The organism is Sphingomonas sp. RIT328 (genome assembly GCF_000632225.1).
GTDB lineage: Bacteria > Pseudomonadota > Alphaproteobacteria > Sphingomonadales > Sphingomonadaceae > Sphingomonas > Sphingomonas kyungheensis.
Genome location: NZ_JFYV01000007.1, coordinates 43024 through 57080, shown reverse-complemented (window position 1 = coordinate 57080; position 14057 = coordinate 43024). Strand labels below are relative to the sequence as shown.

Below are 14057 nucleotides of genomic sequence, written 5' to 3'. Positions count from 1 at the left end.
ATTGTCAGCCCGCGACATTGGGTTGCGGAGTTCGAGACGATGAAGACCAGCGGCAACACCATTCTGATGACCGGCGGCGGCAGCGGCATCGGCGAGGCGCTGGCGCATCGCTTCCACGATCGCGGCGACACGGTGATCATCGCCGGCCGTCGCCAGGACGCGCTCGACCGCGCCGCCGAGGGCCGCGCGCGCATCCACACCCGCACGCTCGACGTCGAGGATGCCGCCGCGACCGAGGCCTTCGCCCGCGCGATCGTCGCCGACTTCCCCGATCTCAACGTGCTGTTCAACAACGCTGGCATCATGAAGTTCGAGGATCTGACCGCGGCGCGCGACCTCGGCGATGCCGAGGCGACGGTGGCGATCAACATCCTCGGCCCGATCCGCCTGACCAACGCGCTGATCGACCATCTTGCCGGCCAGCCCGATGCGGCGATCGTCACCGTCACCTCGGGCCTCGCCTATGTCCCGCTGGTCGCCGCGCCGACCTATTCGGCGTCGAAGGCGGCGATCCATTCCTATACCGTGTCACTGCGCACGCAGCTCGCCGGCAAGGTCGAGGTGATCGAGCTCGCCCCGCCGGGCGTACAGACCGACCTCACCCCCGGTCAGGCCAAGCGCCCCGGCTACATGCCGCTCGAGGCCTTCGCCGACGCGGTCGCCGCGCAATTCGCGCAGCAGCCGACGCCGCGCGAGATCCTGGTCGACGAGGTCCAGTTCCTCCGCCAGGCCGAGCGCGAGGGCCGTTTCGACGAGACGCTCAAGACGCTCACCGAGCGCGCCGCCCAGCAGCGCGCCGCGGGAGGCGAATAACCCCCGCCCGATCCCGCTTGACCCTTATCGATAAACGATACATATTGTTTATCGATAAGGGGATGGATCATGCGGGATCGGGGACTGACCGTGGCGCGCGGTGTGTTGCGCGTCGGCAATGGCATCAACTGGCTGTTCGGGATCGCGACGCTCGCGGCGCTGCTCGTCTCCTTCCCTTTGGGTGACCGGCTCGCCGCGCATCTGGTCGCGAAATATCCGCATGGCGATATCGCCGGGACGATCGCGGTGGTGCGGGTGATCGGGCTGCTCGCCATCGTCGCCGCGGTCGCGGCGCATCAGATCTTCACGCGGCTGCTCGCGATCGTCGCGACGGTGGATGCCGGCGATCCCTTCATCATCGACAATGCGGCGCGGCTGCGGCGGATCGGCTGGGCGTTGCTCTCCCTGCAGCTGCTCAACCTCGCCGCCGGCGCGATCATCGTACTGCTCGACCGGATGGGCGTCGACCATCCGACCTGGGCGCCGGGCCTGACCGGCTGGATCGCCGTCGTCATGGTGTTCGCGCTGGCCCGCGTCTTTCAGGTCGGGGCGGCGATGCGCGACGATCTGGCGATGACGGTCTGATGGCGGTCATCGTCACGCTCGACGCGATGCTCGCCGCCCGCGGCATGACGCTGACCGGACTGTCGCAGAGCGTCGACATCACGCTGGCGAACCTGTCGATCCTGAAAACCGGCAAGGCCAAGGCGATCCGCTTTTCGACGCTGGAGGCGATCTGCCGTGCGCTCGATTGCCAGCCTGGCGACATTCTGACGGTGATCGAGGGGGATGAGCCATGATCCAGACCTTCTTCGGCGACGTGGCGGCGGCCTATCGCGACGGCTGGACGCTGGCGCGCGCGCTGCCGTGGCTGGTGCTGGCGATGGCGGGGATCGAACTCGCGCAGCATGCGGTCGAATGGCGGCTCGGTTTCTTCGCCGGCGATGCCGCGCTCCACAGACAGGCTGCCACCGCGCCGCTGCGCATGGCGTTCGGCTGGCCCAAGATGCTGACGCTCTATGCGGTCGGCTTCATCGCGATCCGCTGGTGCGTGCTGCGCGACCCACATCGCGCGCTGCGCCCGCCGCCGCAGGCGCTGCGGCGCTACGTCTGGGTGGTGCTGTTCCAGCTGGTCCCGGCGGTGGCGATCATCCAGGCGGGATCGTTCGCGGCCAGCGCCTCCGGCGTCATGGCGATCCGCCTCACCGCCGGCCTCGCGCAGCAGTTGAGCGAGCCGTTACTGTGCCTCTGGTTCGTCCACGCCGCCCTGGGCTTGCGAGCGTTCGGCCCGCTCGCTTCGGCGAAGACGACGCGCTGGCTTTACGTCTGGGCCTTGCTGCTCGTCCTGATCGCGCGCGTGCCGGCGTCGCAGCTGCATGCGCGGCTCAACATCTGGTCGGCGGGGCAGGCGCCGGCGATGCAGGCCGCGCTGCTGCTGCTCGACGCGGCGGTGGTCGGGCTGCTCGCGGTGATCGTCCCCGCGGCGCAGGTCCGCGCGGCACGCCGCATCGCTGCGCGGCGCGGCATCGCGCTCACGCCGGATGGGGCTATGCCATCTCCTTGAGCGGCACCGCTGCGTCGGCGAGACGATCGGGCGCCACGCGCGCGCCGCCGACCACCAGCGCCCGGCCCTGGACGTAATCCTTGACCGCATTGACGCAGTCGAGCGCGATCACGCGGCCGTCGCGCAGATAGACGAGCGAGAAGCTGCGCGTCGCCGGATCGCCGCGCAGCACCGCCGCGTCATGGCCGGTCGACAGGCCGACCGTCTGCAGCTTGAGGTCATATTGGTTCGACCAGAACCACGGCACCGCGGCGTACTCCTCCGCCGCGCCGGTCAGCGCCTTGGCCACCACCGTCGCCTGATCGTTGGCGTTCTGCACCGATTCGAGCCGGATCGTCGCGCCGTCGGCGAAGCCATTGGCGTGGAGTGCGCAATCGCCGATCGCGAAGACGTCGGGCAGGCTGGTGCGGCACGTCGCATCGACCGCGACGCCATTGCCCCCCGCCGCCCCCGCCGCGAGCAGGGGTTCGACCGCGGGCACGATGCCGATGCCGACGATCACCATCTCGCCGGGCAGCACCGTGCCGTCGGCGAGCCGCACGCCGGTGGCGCGCCCCTCCGCTTCGACGATGCAATCGACCTGCGTCGCGAGGCGGATGTCGACGCCCCGCGCGCGATGCTCGGCCTCGTAGAAGCGCGACAGCGGCTCGCCGGCCACGCGCGCCAGCACGCGCGGCAGCGCCTCGACCAGCGTCACCGGCTTGCCGAGCTTGGTCAGCACCGCCGCCGCCTCGAGCCCGATATAGCCGCCGCCGATCACCACCACCCGCTGCGTCGTCGGCAGCTCGGCCATCAACCGGTCGACATCCGCGCGGGTGCGCACCGCATGCACGCCGGCGAGATCGTGGCCGGCGCAGCTCAGCCGCCGCGGCGCGCCGCCGGTCGCCCAGATCAGCGTGCCGTAACCGATCGCCTCGCCGCCCGCGCTGGTGACGCGATGCGCCTCGGCATCGACCGCGACGATACGCGTGTCCGTCAGGACGGTGATCTGCTTGTCGGCCCAGAAGGCGGCGGGGCGCAGCAGGATACGCTCGAACGGCTTGTCCCGCGCGAGATACTCCTTCGACAGCGGCGGGCGTTCATAGGGCAGATCGGGTTCGTCGCCGATCAGCGCGATCGTACCCGCGAACTTGCGCTGGCGCAGCGCGATCGCGGCCTGTGCGCCGGCATGGCCCGCGCCGACGATGACGATATCGAATTGCTGCATCCCGATCCTCTCTTCGGCCGGCATCCCGCGCGACCGGTGCAGAGGCCTTATCAGCGCTTCGGCGCCGGCGGGAGCCCGGTGTTTGTTTTGGGCGCCTGTCATCAGGATACGCGGTAGCAACCTCCGTCCCCGCCACCCTGCGTAAACGGCGGTATCACCCACCACGTACCACCCCGGCGGGGGCCGAAGTCCAGTGTGGTGGAGTTTTGGAATGACCCACGCCGCCCTCCCAGCTGGACCCCGGCCTTCGGCGGGGCGGTACGGAGGCTGTTGGAGACGGTTCCGACGAGGCGAGCCTATCAGTGCAACCTGGCAATGGCGTGCACGTCGCGACGATCCCGCCTCACGCCGGCTTGGACAGGCTGTCGATCACCTCGTCGAGCAGCGTGGTCAGCATTTGCATCTTCTCGGGCGCCAGGCTGATGCCGGCATAATGATCCTCCCGGTCAGCCAGCAGACCCAGTCGCGCCACCACCGGCTGTGCCGCCTCGGTGGCATAGAGCCGCTTGACGCGACGATCGCCGGGGTCGGCGCGCCGCTCGACCCATTGCAGCGCCTCGAGCCGGTCGAGCGTCTGGCCGATCGCGACCGGGCCGATCTCGAGCTTTTCCGCCATCTCCTTCTGCGTCCAGCCGGGATGGAGATAGATCGAGGCGAGCGCCCGCCATTGCGCCTGGGTCAGCGCCTCGCCCTCGGCGAGCGCCATCGCCCGCGCGCGCTCGTCGAACCGTTTGCGCAGCAGGCGGGCGATCAGCGAGACCTGCGTCGCGAAGCTGCGCTGCCCCGTATCTGGAAGAGCTTCGGCTCCGACGGGAGCGGTCATCGGTCGTCCTTCTGTTCGCACCATGGCGGTGTCGGCCTCCTATACCGCTGGCGACAATGATGTCAGCGCTTTGCGGGAGCGGGGCAAAAGGTCAATGTAACTTATCTGTAAGCTGCCTCATAATCAGGTTGCTTTCCATTCCCATCGGGTCCACCGGCGCTTGCGTTATTCGAGATCATCGGGGCGTGTCCCCGGATCCGTGAGGTATCATGAGCCTGGACGACCCCGATCATCGCCCCGATCCGACCGCGCTCGAGGAAGCGCCCCCGGTCACCGATCCCGCCCCCGTCGTGCAGGCGGCCGATCCGACGCCCACCCGGCGCAGCCGGCTGCGCCTGCCGCTGCTGCTCGCCGCGCCGATCGTCGCCATCGCGGTCGGCCTGTTCTTCTATCTGAGCGGCGGTCGCTACCAGTCGACCGACAACGGCTATCTCCAGGCGGGCCTCGTACCGGTCGCCGCCAGCGTCAGCGGGCCGGTGGTCGCGGTGATGGTGCACAACAACCAGCAGGTCCGCGCCGGCGACGTGCTGTTCCGCATCGACCCCGCTCCCTTCCAGGCCGTGGTCGACGAGGCGGCGGCGGAGCTCGCCAACGCCCGCACGCAGGTGTCGTCGCTGCGCGCCAATTACCGCGGCGGCGAGGCCGGCCTCGCCGCCGCGCGCGCGCGGCTCGCCTATGCGGAGCGCGAGGCGGCGCGGCAGAAGTCGCTGCTCGCCGAGGGCATCTCGTCGCAGAACCAGTACGATCAGGCGGTGCTCGCCGCGCAGACCGCGCGCCAGCAGATCCAGACCTCGGTCCAGCAGAACGCCGGCGTCGCCGCGACGCTGACCGGCAGCGTCGACGCGCCGACCGCGGCGCAACCGGCGGTGCAGCGGGCCGAGGCGGCGCTGGAACGCGCCCGCCTCAACCTTGGCTACACCGTGGTGCGCGCCGCGCAGGACGGCATCGTCACCAAGGTCGACCAGCTCCAGCGCGGCAGCTACGTCACCGCCGCCAAGCCGGTGTTCACGCTCGCCGGCACGCGCCTGTGGGTCGAGGGCAATTTCAAGGAGGACCAGCTCAACCACATGCGCGTCGGCCAGCGCGCCACCTTCCACGTCGACGCCTTCCCCGATCTGGAACTGACCGGCCGGCTGACCAGCTTCAGCCCCGGCACCGGCAACAGCTTCGCGCTGCTGCCGGCGGAGAATGCGACGGGCAATTGGGTCAAGGTCGTCCAGCGCCTGCCGGTCGAATTCAGCATCGACCGCCTGCCGCAGGGCGTGCCGCTGCACGCCGGGCTCAGCGTCGAGGTCGAGGTCGACACCGGCCATCGCCGCCACCTGTTCGGCGGTGACGCCACATCACGATGACCGGCGCCTATCCGGATCCGGTCTCGCGACGCTTCATCACCGCCGCGGTGATGGCGGCGACGGTGATGAACTCGCTCGACAGCACGATCGCCAACGTCGCGCTGCCGCATATCCAGGGCAGCGTCTCCGCCTCGGGCGAGGAGATCACCTGGGTGCTCACCTCCTACATCGTCGCCGCCGCGATCATGACCCCGCTGACCGGCTGGCTGGCCGGGCGGTTCGGGCGCAAGCGGCTGATGCTGTGGTCGATCGTCGGCTTCACCGCGGTCTCCGGCCTGTGCGGCATCGCCAACAGCCTCGGCGAGCTGGTCGGCTTCCGCCTGTTGCAGGGCGTGTTCGGCGCGGCGCTGGTGCCGATGAGCCAGGCGATCCTGCTCGACATCAACCCGCCCGAACGCCACGGCCCGGCGATGGCGGTGTGGGGAATGGGCGCGATCCTGGGGCCGATCATCGGCCCGGCGCTCGGCGGCTGGCTGACCGACAATCTGTCGTGGCGCTGGGTCTTCTACATCAACCTGCCGATCGGCGCGCTCGCCTTCGCCGGCCTGTCGGGATTCCTGATCGAGACCAAGGATGCGATGCGGCCGCGGCTCGACCTGTTCGGCTTCGCGATGCTCGCGCTGGCGATCGGCTCGATCCAGCTGATGCTCGACCGCGGCCAGACCAAGGACTGGTTCAGCTCGACCGAGATCTGCCTCGAGGCGGCGCTCGGCCTGTTCTTCGGCTATCTGTTCGTCGTCCACACGCTGACCGCGCGCCGGCCGTTCATCGACATCGGCATGTTCAAGGACCGCAACTTCCTGACCGGCTCGATCTTCGGCTTCTTCCTCGGCACCGTCTTGTTCGGCGTGCTCGCGCTGCTGCCGACGATGCTGGAGACGCTGATGGGCTATCCGGTCGTGCTGACCGGGCTGGTCACCGCGCCGCGCGGTATCGGTACGCTGATCTCGATGATCGTCGTCGGCCGGCTGATCAAGACGGTCGACGCGCGCATCCTGATCTTCGCCGGCTTCGCCATCGCGGCCTATTCGCTGCACATCATGTCGGGCTTCACGCTCGGCATGAACGAGCGGCTGGTGATCGTCTCGGGCTTCATCCAGGGCATCGGCACCGGACTGGTCTTCGTCCCGCTGACCACGATCGCCTTCGCGACGCTCGACGCGCGCTACCGCAACGAGGGCGCGGCGATGTTCACGCTGACCCGCAACATCGGCTCCGCGGTCGGCATCTCGATGCTGCAGGCGCTGACCATCCGCAACGGCGCGACGGTGCATGCGCGGCTGGTCGAGGGCGTGCGGCCGGACAATCCGCTGCTGCCGTCGGGCTTCGACTTCGACGCGCCGGCGGCGGTCGCGATGCTCAACGCGCAGATCACGCGCCAGGCGGCGATGGTCTCCTATGTCGATGCCTTCTGGCTGCTCTTCATCCTCACCCTCGCCGTCATCCCGCTGCTGCTGCTGATGCGCCGCCCCCGCGCCGGCGGCGGCGACGGCCCGACGATCCACATGGACTGATCCGATGCGCGTTGCCCCCCTGATCCTCACCGCCGTCGCGGCCGCCGCGCTCGCCGGCTGCACCGTCGGCCCCGATTTCGCGCGGCCGCAGGCCCCCGCCGCGAGCGGCTACCAGCCCGCCGGCGAGGCGGCCCCGCCGCGCGTCGCGTTCGGCGACGGGCCGGAGCAGCGGTGGTGGACCGCCTTCGGCTCGCCGCAGCTCGACGCACTGGTCGATCAGGCGATCGCGCACAACCGCAGCCTCGCCGCGAGCAACGCGACGCTCGCCGCCAGCCGCGACGAGGTCCGCGCCATCGCCGGCCGCCGCCTGCCGCAGGTCGACGCCAATGCCCGCGCCGACCAGCAGCAGGTCAACCTCGCCGCCTTCGGCTTCTCCGGCAGCAATCCGCTCGCCCCCGGCGGCAATCCGGAATTCAACCTCTACACCGTCGGCGGCGGCGTCAGCTACGACCTCGACCTGTTCGGCGGCCTGCGCCGCAGCGTCGAGCAGAGCGCCGCGCAAGCCGAGGCGCAGCAGCGCCAGACCGAGGCGGCGCATCTCTCGATCGCGGGACAGGTGGTCAATCAGGTGCTGACCATCGCCGCGCTCAACGCGCAGATCGCCACCGCCCGCGCGCTGCTCGCCGACGACCAGCGCAACGTCGACCTGACGCAGAAGCGCCGCGCCGGCGGCGAGGGCACTTTGGTCGAGGTGCTCAACGCGCAGAGCCAATATGCCGCCGACCGCGGCGACCTGCCGCAGCTCGACCAGCAGCTCGCGGAAGCGCGGCACCTGCTCGCCACCCTCATCGGCACCACGCCCGACACGCTGCCGCCCACCGACGTCGGGCTCGACCGGCTGACGCTGCCGGCGACGATCCCGGTGGCGCTGCCGTCCGCGCTGGTCCACCGCCGCCCCGACATCCTCCAGGCGGAGGCGCAGTTGCACGCCGCCACCGCGGCGATCGGCGTCGCCACCGCGCGCCTCTATCCCGACATCACCCTGGGCGCGACGCTGACGCAGGGCGCCCCGGCGGTCGGTGACCTCGTCAGGAACGCCTTCCGCGGCTACGATTTGTTCGCTGGCCTGACCGCGCCGATCTTCCACGGCGGCACGTTGAAGGCCGAGCGCGCGGCGGCGGTCGACCGGGCCCGCGCCAGCCAGGCGCGCTACGAACAGACGGTGCTGGTCGCGTTCAGCCAGGTCGCCGATCTGCTCTCGGCGATGCGGAACGACACCCGCTCGGTCGCCGACCAGCAGGCGTCGGTCGCAGTCGCCGAACGCTCGCGCCACCTGTCGCGGCGCAGCTTCGAGGTCGGCAATTCGGGCATCCTCCAGGTGCTGGAGACCGAACGCCTCTACCAGCGCGCCAGCAACGGCCTCGTCGTCGCACGGACGCGGCAGTTCCTCAACGTCGCCCGCCTGTACGTCGCGACCGCGGGGGGATGGATCGCACCGGCGCCGGCTCCTGCGCCGTAACCGGCCCCGCGGGCGGATCGGCTGCACCGGCGCCGTCTCCGTCGCGCTACGCCCGAGCGACGCCGGCTCTTGCAAAGTGGGCGGCGTGCGGTAGCGCCGGCGGATGACCGACCGCTCCACGCGCCCGCCGACACGCCGCCTTGTGCTTGCCGGCGGCCTCGCCGCGACGGTCGCGCCGGCCCCGGAACCGGCATCGGCACACGGCGCCGTACCGCCGCCGTTCCTCCTCAAGCCGTGGATGACATTGGCCGATGTGCCGGGTGCGAGCTGGGCTTTGCTCGACGGTGACCGGATCGACAGCCATGCGGAGGGCGACGCCAGGGCGGGCGTCACCCCGGCCACCGTCGACACGGTGTTCGAGGCGGCGTCGCTGTCCAAGCCCGTGCTCGCCGCAGCGATCCACGCGCTCGTCGCCGAAGGCCGGATCGATCTCGACGCACCCGTCGTCGCGCATATCCCCTTCACCCGCGACGCCGCGACCCGCGCCGTCACCCCGCGTCATCTGCTCGCCCATGCCGGTGGCCTGCTCAACTGGCGCACCGAGCCCGGCGACCTCGTCAGCAGCTTCACGCCCGGATCGGCGTTCCGTTATTCGGGCGAAGGCTATGCGCTGCTCGCCCGGCTGGCCGAGACGATCACCGGCGAGAGTGCCGCCGCGCTGGTCCGCCGGCTGGTGCTGGTGCCGGCGGGGATGACGCGGAGCGGCTACGGCTGGATCGGCGACGGTGGCGCGGTCGCCTGGCCGCATGATGCCGGCGGCGCGGTGATGACGGACAAGGGCCCTGCCGCCTTCCGCACGGCGCGCGACGCGGGGCCCGCGCGATCCGTCGAACGCTGGACGGAGGCGGACAGGGTCGCTGCGGCGCAGGCGCTCGGCAAGCCGGCCTTGCCGCTCTTCCTGATACCGAACATGGCCGCCGGCCTGTGGACCACCGCGGGCGACTATGCCCGCTTCCTCCGCTTCGCGCGCCGCTTCCCGGCGATGAACACGCCGACCGTGCGCGTCGCGGGCGCGCTCTCCTGGGGGCTGGGCTGGGGCCTCGAACAGGCGGGCGCGCGGCGCTTCGCCTGGCATTGGGGGCAGAACGACGGCGTCTGCAACCTGTTCGTCACCGATCTGAGCGCCGGCACCAGCCTCGTCGTGCTGACCAACGGCGCCGGCGGCCAGCGCGTCTATGGCCGTGCGGCGCGCGTCCGCTTCGCCCGCGAGTTCGACGCGCTGACCTGGCTGCAACCCTGAGGGCCGAGCCGCGTCCGGCCGCCGCGTGCCGCGTCCCTCACCCCCGCCGCGCCGCGCGCAACAGGCTCCACAGCACCGCGGCGGCGGCGAGGTCGAGCGCAGCGAGCGCCGCGAACAGCGGATCGTAGCCGAAGGCGTCGGCGCTCTGCCCGATCAGCAGCGTGAACAGCATGCCGCCGACCCAGGCCGAGGTGCCCGCCATGCCGCTCGCGGTGCCGACGGTGCGGCTGTCGAACATGTCGGCGCACAGGGTGATGAGCGCGCCGCTGAGCATCTGATGCGCGAAACCGCCGACGCAGAACAGCAGGATCGCCATGCCGGGCGTTGCGGCGAGGCCGATGCACGCCGGCCCGATCATGCAGGCGGCGCCGACGGTCATCGTGATCTTGCGCGAGGCGACCAGCGGCACGCCGCGCCGCATCAGCCAGCCGGGGAGCAGCCCCGCCGCGAGGCTGCCGAAATCGGCGGCGAGGAACGGCATCCACGCCCAGAGCGCGATGCTCTTGAGATCGAGGTGCCAGACCGAGACGAGATACAGCGGGATGAAGAAGTTGAACGTCTGCCACGCCGGTTCGGCGAGGAAGCGCGGGATGGCGATTCCCCAGAAGCTGCGGCTGCGCAGCAGGTCGGCGCGCGTCGCCGGCTTGTCGCCGACGTCCTCGGTCTGTGCCGCCGCCAGCGTGGCACGCTCCGCCTCGCCGAGTGCAGGATGGTCCGCCGGGCTGCGATAGCCCCAATACCAGAGCAGCGCCCAGGCGAGGCTCAGCCCGCCGGTGACCACGAAGGCGGCCTGCCAGTCGAACGCCAGTATGCAGAAGGCGACGAGCGGCGGCGCCACCATATTGCCGACACTCGTGCCCATCTGGAACACGCTGGTGGCGAGCGGCCGTTCGCGCGGCGGAAACCATTCGGACACCGCCTTCGCCCCCGCCGGAATCGCCGCCGCCTCGCTCGCGCCGAGCAAGGCGCGGAAGGCGGCGAGGCTCGGCCAGCCGGTCGCCAGCGCATGCGCCATGTTGGCGAGCGCCCAGCCGACCGCGAACAGGAAGAAGCCGAGCCGCGTGCCGAGCAGGTCGAGCACGCTGCCCGCCACCGTCTGCATCACCGTGTAGCTCGCCTGGAAGGCGAGCACGACCCAGCTGTAATCCTCGGTCGTCATGCCGAATTCGGTTTTGAGCTGCGGTGCCGCGACCGACAGCGTCGACCGCGCGAGATAGTTGAGGATCGTCCCCAAGGTGACGAGCGCGATCAGGCGCCAGCGCAGTGGTATCGCGCGCCACCCGCGCGCCTGTCCGGTCATCGCGACGATGCCGCGGCCGAGGCGGTGGCTCGGGTGACGTCTGCGGTCATCGCGAAATCTCCAGCGCGGATACGATCGCCTCGCCCTTTACCGGCACGAAGCGCACGTCAAGCACGCCGTCGCCGACCTCGACCGGCACGCGCCGGGTGATCGCCCGCAACGGCCCGCCGGCTGCCGCCGCCACGTCGAGCGCGGCGATGACCCGGCGGCCGTTGACGGTGACGTCGAACTGGCGCGCCCCCGCCGCGAGCGACGGCTCGACGAAGGTGAGGTCGAGCGCATAGCGGCCGTTGGCGAGCGGGATGCGATAGCCGAAACGACCCTGACGATAGGTTTCAGCGACGACCCCGCCCGCGGTGCCGGTCACCACCTTCCTCGGCGGCGGCGGGCCATAGCCGGCGGCGGGGTTGACGCTGCCCGCGGTGCCGCCGTCGAAAAAGGCATCGGAACCGAAGCGTTTGCCGGCGACCTGCGGCGCGACGAGCGCACCGCTGTCGATCCGCACCGCCTGCGCCGCGTCGGGCGACAGCTGCCAGTCGACGCGATCGTCCTGCGCCCCGCCCGCGAACAGGCCGCGCGCGACGACGCGATTGGCGCCGGCGGTGAGCGCGACATCGCGCCAGACGCAGATCCGCTCCGCGCAATCGCTCATCGTGCCGACGACCCGCCCGTTGACGCTGAGCTCGGTGCGCGGGGCGTTGCTGTAGACGTGCACGTCGGTGACGCGATAGGCGCGGTCGACGTAGCGGCGGCCGTTGATATGGACGGTCGGCGTCTCGGTCCAGTTCGCCTTGTAGAAATAATAAGCGTCCTTGCGGATCTGCCGGTCGTAGGTGACGAGGCCCTTGGTGTTGATGTCGACCGCATCGCCCTCGCGCCGCACCGTCGTCGCGAAGTCGAACGAATTCCACAGCCAGCTCGCCCACAGATACGGCTTGCGCGCCAGCGTCGCCCAGGCCTGTTCGTGGATGTAGCTTTCATATTCCTCGGGCTGGTCGTGGCCGCGCGCATCGATCGGCCCGCCGAGCGGATCATCGGTGTGGATCGTCGTCGCGCCGCCCGCGCCATATTCGGTGACCGAGAGCGGCTGCGCCGGTCGCTTGGCGTGCAGTTCGTCGAGGTGCGGGCCGAGGTCCGCCGGCTTGCCGTAATACCAGCCGAAATAGCGGTTCGCCCCGCCGAGATCGGCCGCCACCGCGGTGATCGGCACGTCGGAGGTGGGACCGATATTGCGCTCGCAGCAGGTGGCGAGCGCGGTGGCGCGCGACGGATCCTCCGCTTTGGCGAGCGCGTCGAGTTCGCGCAGCAGCGGCAGCGGATCGGGCGCAGCACCGTCGCGGGTGGTGATGAACGCCGGGATCGACTTGCCGAAATCGACCTCGTTGGCGATGCCCCAGCTGACCACCGAGGCGTGGTTGGCATTCTGAAGGATCAGTTCGCGCAGCTGCTGGCGCGCGTCGGCGCGCAGCGCGTCGGTGGCGACCAGATCGTTGCCGAGCGTCCATTTCGAGACGAGCGGGATCTCGTCCCAGACGATCAGGCCGTACCGGTCGGCGAGGTCGTGGATCGTCTGGCCGTGCTGGTAATGCGTCAGGCGGATCGTATTGACCCCCATCTCGCGCATGATCGCGACATCCTGTTCGACATCGGCGTCGCTGATCGCCCAGCCCTTGCCCTCGCGATCCTGGTGATAGCCGACGCCGTGCAGGCGCAGCGGCTTGCCGTTGAGCAGGAAGCCCCGCTGCGGATCGGCGCGCAGCTCGCGGATGCCGAAGGCTTGCTCGACCCGGTCGAGCACCGCGCCCGACGGGGTGGTGACCTCCACCACCAGCCGGTGGAGATAGGGATCGGCGACGCCGTTCCACAGATGCGGATCGGCGACCGCGAGCGACTGCGCGACCGCCGCGGTGGCATGGCCGGCGAGCCCGGCGCGGCGCGTCGCGCGCGCCACCGTCCGGCCGTCGGCATCGAGCAGGCGGACGGTGGTGACGGCATCCTGCCGGCGGGCGCGATCGTTGCGAACGCGGACGCGCACGTCGATCGTCGCGCCGGCGGGGGTGATCGCGCGGATGGCGGCGAGGATGCCGCTGCCGCCGTCCTCCATCATGTCGATATGGACCGGGTCGGTGGCGATCAGGCTGACCGGGCGGTAGAGCCCGCCATGGACGAAGAAGTCGCCGGCCAGCGGCAGCACGTCGGCGGTCGCCGAGCCGGGCTCGGGCTGGCTGTTGTCGACCTTGACCAGCAGCACGTTCGTCTCGCCGGCACGCAGCGCGTCGGTCGCGTCGAGGCGGAAGCGCGAAAAGCCGCCGCGATGCGCGCCGAGCCGCCGGCCGTTGAGCCAGACCTCGGCGGTGCGGCTCGCCGCGTCGAACTGCAACCAGGCGCGGCGGCCGGCGAAGGCGGCATCGGGGGTGAAGCTCAGCCGGTACCAGCCGACGCCCTGATATTTGTCGACCGTATCGGCGTGATTGCGATGCTGCTGCGGATCGGGGAGATAATAGCCGACGCGGTTCCACGTATGCGGCACCGACACCGGCTGCCATGCCCCGCCCGCCGTCGCTGCCGCGGCAGGATCGACCGTGCCGCCGCGCTGGAATTGCCAGCCCTGCGCCAGCGTCATGGTGGCGCGATCGGCCTGCGCCGCCGCCGGTACGGCGATCGCCATGCCGATCGCCGCGGCAATCCATCGGGATGTCATCTGCCTCTCCTCGTTCGACCGCATCGTGGACGGCGCTGGCGCGCCGGCCGGTGCGGGGCATTGTGCGTCCGGGCCGTCCGCATG

Annotated in this window: 12 protein-coding genes; 8 read left to right on the top strand and 4 right to left on the bottom strand. The window is 70.7% G+C overall.

Going from position 1 to position 14057, the window contains the following annotated elements:
* Nucleotides 1-39 precede the first annotated feature (39 nt).
* From BW41_RS04355 to BW41_RS04340, 4 genes are all read left to right on the top strand, one after another.
* Nucleotides 40-813 (top strand): SDR family oxidoreductase, encoded by a 774-nt coding sequence (locus BW41_RS04355; RefSeq protein WP_037531798.1) that lies wholly within the window; start codon nt 40-42, stop codon nt 811-813.
* A gap of 69 nt (nt 814-882) precedes the next feature.
* Nucleotides 883-1398, top strand: coding sequence for a DUF2975 domain-containing protein (locus BW41_RS04350; protein ID WP_037531796.1), 516 nt, complete (start codon nt 883-885; stop codon nt 1396-1398).
* Nucleotides 1398-1613: a helix-turn-helix domain-containing protein gene (locus BW41_RS04345; RefSeq protein WP_037531794.1), complete on the top strand. Its 216-nt coding sequence runs from the start codon at nt 1398-1400 to the stop codon at nt 1611-1613. The genes BW41_RS04350 and BW41_RS04345 overlap by 1 nt, the downstream gene beginning before the upstream one ends.
* Entirely contained in the window at nt 1610-2377 is a 768-nt protein-coding gene (locus BW41_RS04340) for a hypothetical protein (RefSeq protein ID WP_037531792.1), read from the top strand. The genes BW41_RS04345 and BW41_RS04340 overlap by 4 nt, the downstream gene beginning before the upstream one ends.
* Here the strand turns inward: BW41_RS04340 and BW41_RS04335 are convergent.
* Together BW41_RS04335 and BW41_RS04330 are read right to left on the bottom strand one after the other, a co-directional pair.
* Nucleotides 2361-3584, bottom strand: coding sequence for an NAD(P)/FAD-dependent oxidoreductase (locus BW41_RS04335; protein WP_037531790.1), 1224 nt, complete (start codon nt 3582-3584; stop codon nt 2361-2363). The genes BW41_RS04340 and BW41_RS04335 overlap by 17 nt on opposite strands.
* A 343-nt stretch (nt 3585-3927) precedes the next feature.
* Complete coding sequence (locus BW41_RS04330; protein ID WP_037531787.1) at nt 3928-4407, bottom strand: MarR family winged helix-turn-helix transcriptional regulator; 480 nt, start codon at nt 4405-4407, stop codon at nt 3928-3930.
* A gap of 209 nt (nt 4408-4616) precedes the next feature.
* Between BW41_RS04330 and BW41_RS04325 the strand changes: the two genes are divergently transcribed.
* The 4 genes from BW41_RS04325 (at nt 4617) to BW41_RS20375 (ending at nt 9972) form a co-directional block, all read left to right on the top strand.
* Nucleotides 4617-5759 carry an HlyD family secretion protein gene (locus BW41_RS04325; RefSeq protein ID WP_037531786.1) on the top strand — a complete coding sequence of 381 codons (1143 nt, stop codon included), beginning with the start codon at nt 4617-4619 and terminating at the stop codon, nt 5757-5759.
* Nucleotides 5756-7273, top strand: coding sequence for a DHA2 family efflux MFS transporter permease subunit (locus tag BW41_RS04320; RefSeq protein WP_037531784.1), 1518 nt, complete (start codon nt 5756-5758; stop codon nt 7271-7273). The genes BW41_RS04325 and BW41_RS04320 overlap by 4 nt, the downstream gene beginning before the upstream one ends.
* A gap of 4 nt (nt 7274-7277) precedes the next feature.
* Nucleotides 7278-8732: an efflux transporter outer membrane subunit gene (locus BW41_RS04315; RefSeq protein ID WP_037531782.1), complete on the top strand. Its 1455-nt coding sequence runs from the start codon at nt 7278-7280 to the stop codon at nt 8730-8732.
* A gap of 103 nt (nt 8733-8835) precedes the next feature.
* Nucleotides 8836-9972, top strand: coding sequence for a serine hydrolase domain-containing protein (locus tag BW41_RS20375; protein ID WP_081792891.1), 1137 nt, complete (start codon nt 8836-8838; stop codon nt 9970-9972).
* A gap of 37 nt (nt 9973-10009) precedes the next feature.
* On the opposite strand, the gene BW41_RS04300 is transcribed toward BW41_RS20375, so the two are convergent.
* Together BW41_RS04300 and BW41_RS04295 are read right to left on the bottom strand one after the other, a co-directional pair.
* Entirely contained in the window at nt 10010-11272 is a 1263-nt protein-coding gene (locus BW41_RS04300) for an MFS transporter (protein WP_037531781.1), read from the bottom strand.
* 46 nt (nt 11273-11318) lie between these two features.
* Complete coding sequence (locus BW41_RS04295; protein ID WP_037531779.1) at nt 11319-13973, bottom strand: glycoside hydrolase family 2; 2655 nt, start codon at nt 13971-13973, stop codon at nt 11319-11321.
* Nucleotides 13974-14057: the final 84 nt, after the last annotated feature.

Excerpts from the sequence above, each read along its gene's own strand:
- BW41_RS04355 (WP_037531798.1), top strand. The coding sequence starts at position 40 with ATGAAGACCAGCGGCAACACCATTCTGATGACCGGCGGCGGCAGCGGC.
- BW41_RS04350 (WP_037531796.1), top strand. The coding sequence starts at position 883 with ATGCGGGATCGGGGACTGACCGTGGCGCGCGGTGTGTTGCGCGTCGGC.
- BW41_RS04345 (WP_037531794.1), top strand. The coding sequence starts at position 1,398 with ATGGCGGTCATCGTCACGCTCGACGCGATGCTCGCCGCCCGCGGCATG.
- BW41_RS04340 (WP_037531792.1), top strand. The coding sequence starts at position 1,610 with ATGATCCAGACCTTCTTCGGCGACGTGGCGGCGGCCTATCGCGACGGC.
- BW41_RS04335 (WP_037531790.1), bottom strand. The coding sequence starts at position 3,584 with ATGCAGCAATTCGATATCGTCATCGTCGGCGCGGGCCATGCCGGCGCA.
- BW41_RS04330 (WP_037531787.1), bottom strand. The coding sequence starts at position 4,407 with ATGACCGCTCCCGTCGGAGCCGAAGCTCTTCCAGATACGGGGCAGCGC.
- BW41_RS04325 (WP_037531786.1), top strand. The coding sequence starts at position 4,617 with ATGAGCCTGGACGACCCCGATCATCGCCCCGATCCGACCGCGCTCGAG.
- BW41_RS04320 (WP_037531784.1), top strand. The coding sequence starts at position 5,756 with ATGACCGGCGCCTATCCGGATCCGGTCTCGCGACGCTTCATCACCGCC.
- BW41_RS04315 (WP_037531782.1), top strand. The coding sequence starts at position 7,278 with ATGCGCGTTGCCCCCCTGATCCTCACCGCCGTCGCGGCCGCCGCGCTC.
- BW41_RS20375 (WP_081792891.1), top strand. The coding sequence starts at position 8,836 with ATGACCGACCGCTCCACGCGCCCGCCGACACGCCGCCTTGTGCTTGCC.
- BW41_RS04300 (WP_037531781.1), bottom strand. The coding sequence starts at position 11,272 with ATGACCGGACAGGCGCGCGGGTGGCGCGCGATACCACTGCGCTGGCGC.
- BW41_RS04295 (WP_037531779.1), bottom strand. The coding sequence starts at position 13,973 with ATGACATCCCGATGGATTGCCGCGGCGATCGGCATGGCGATCGCCGTA.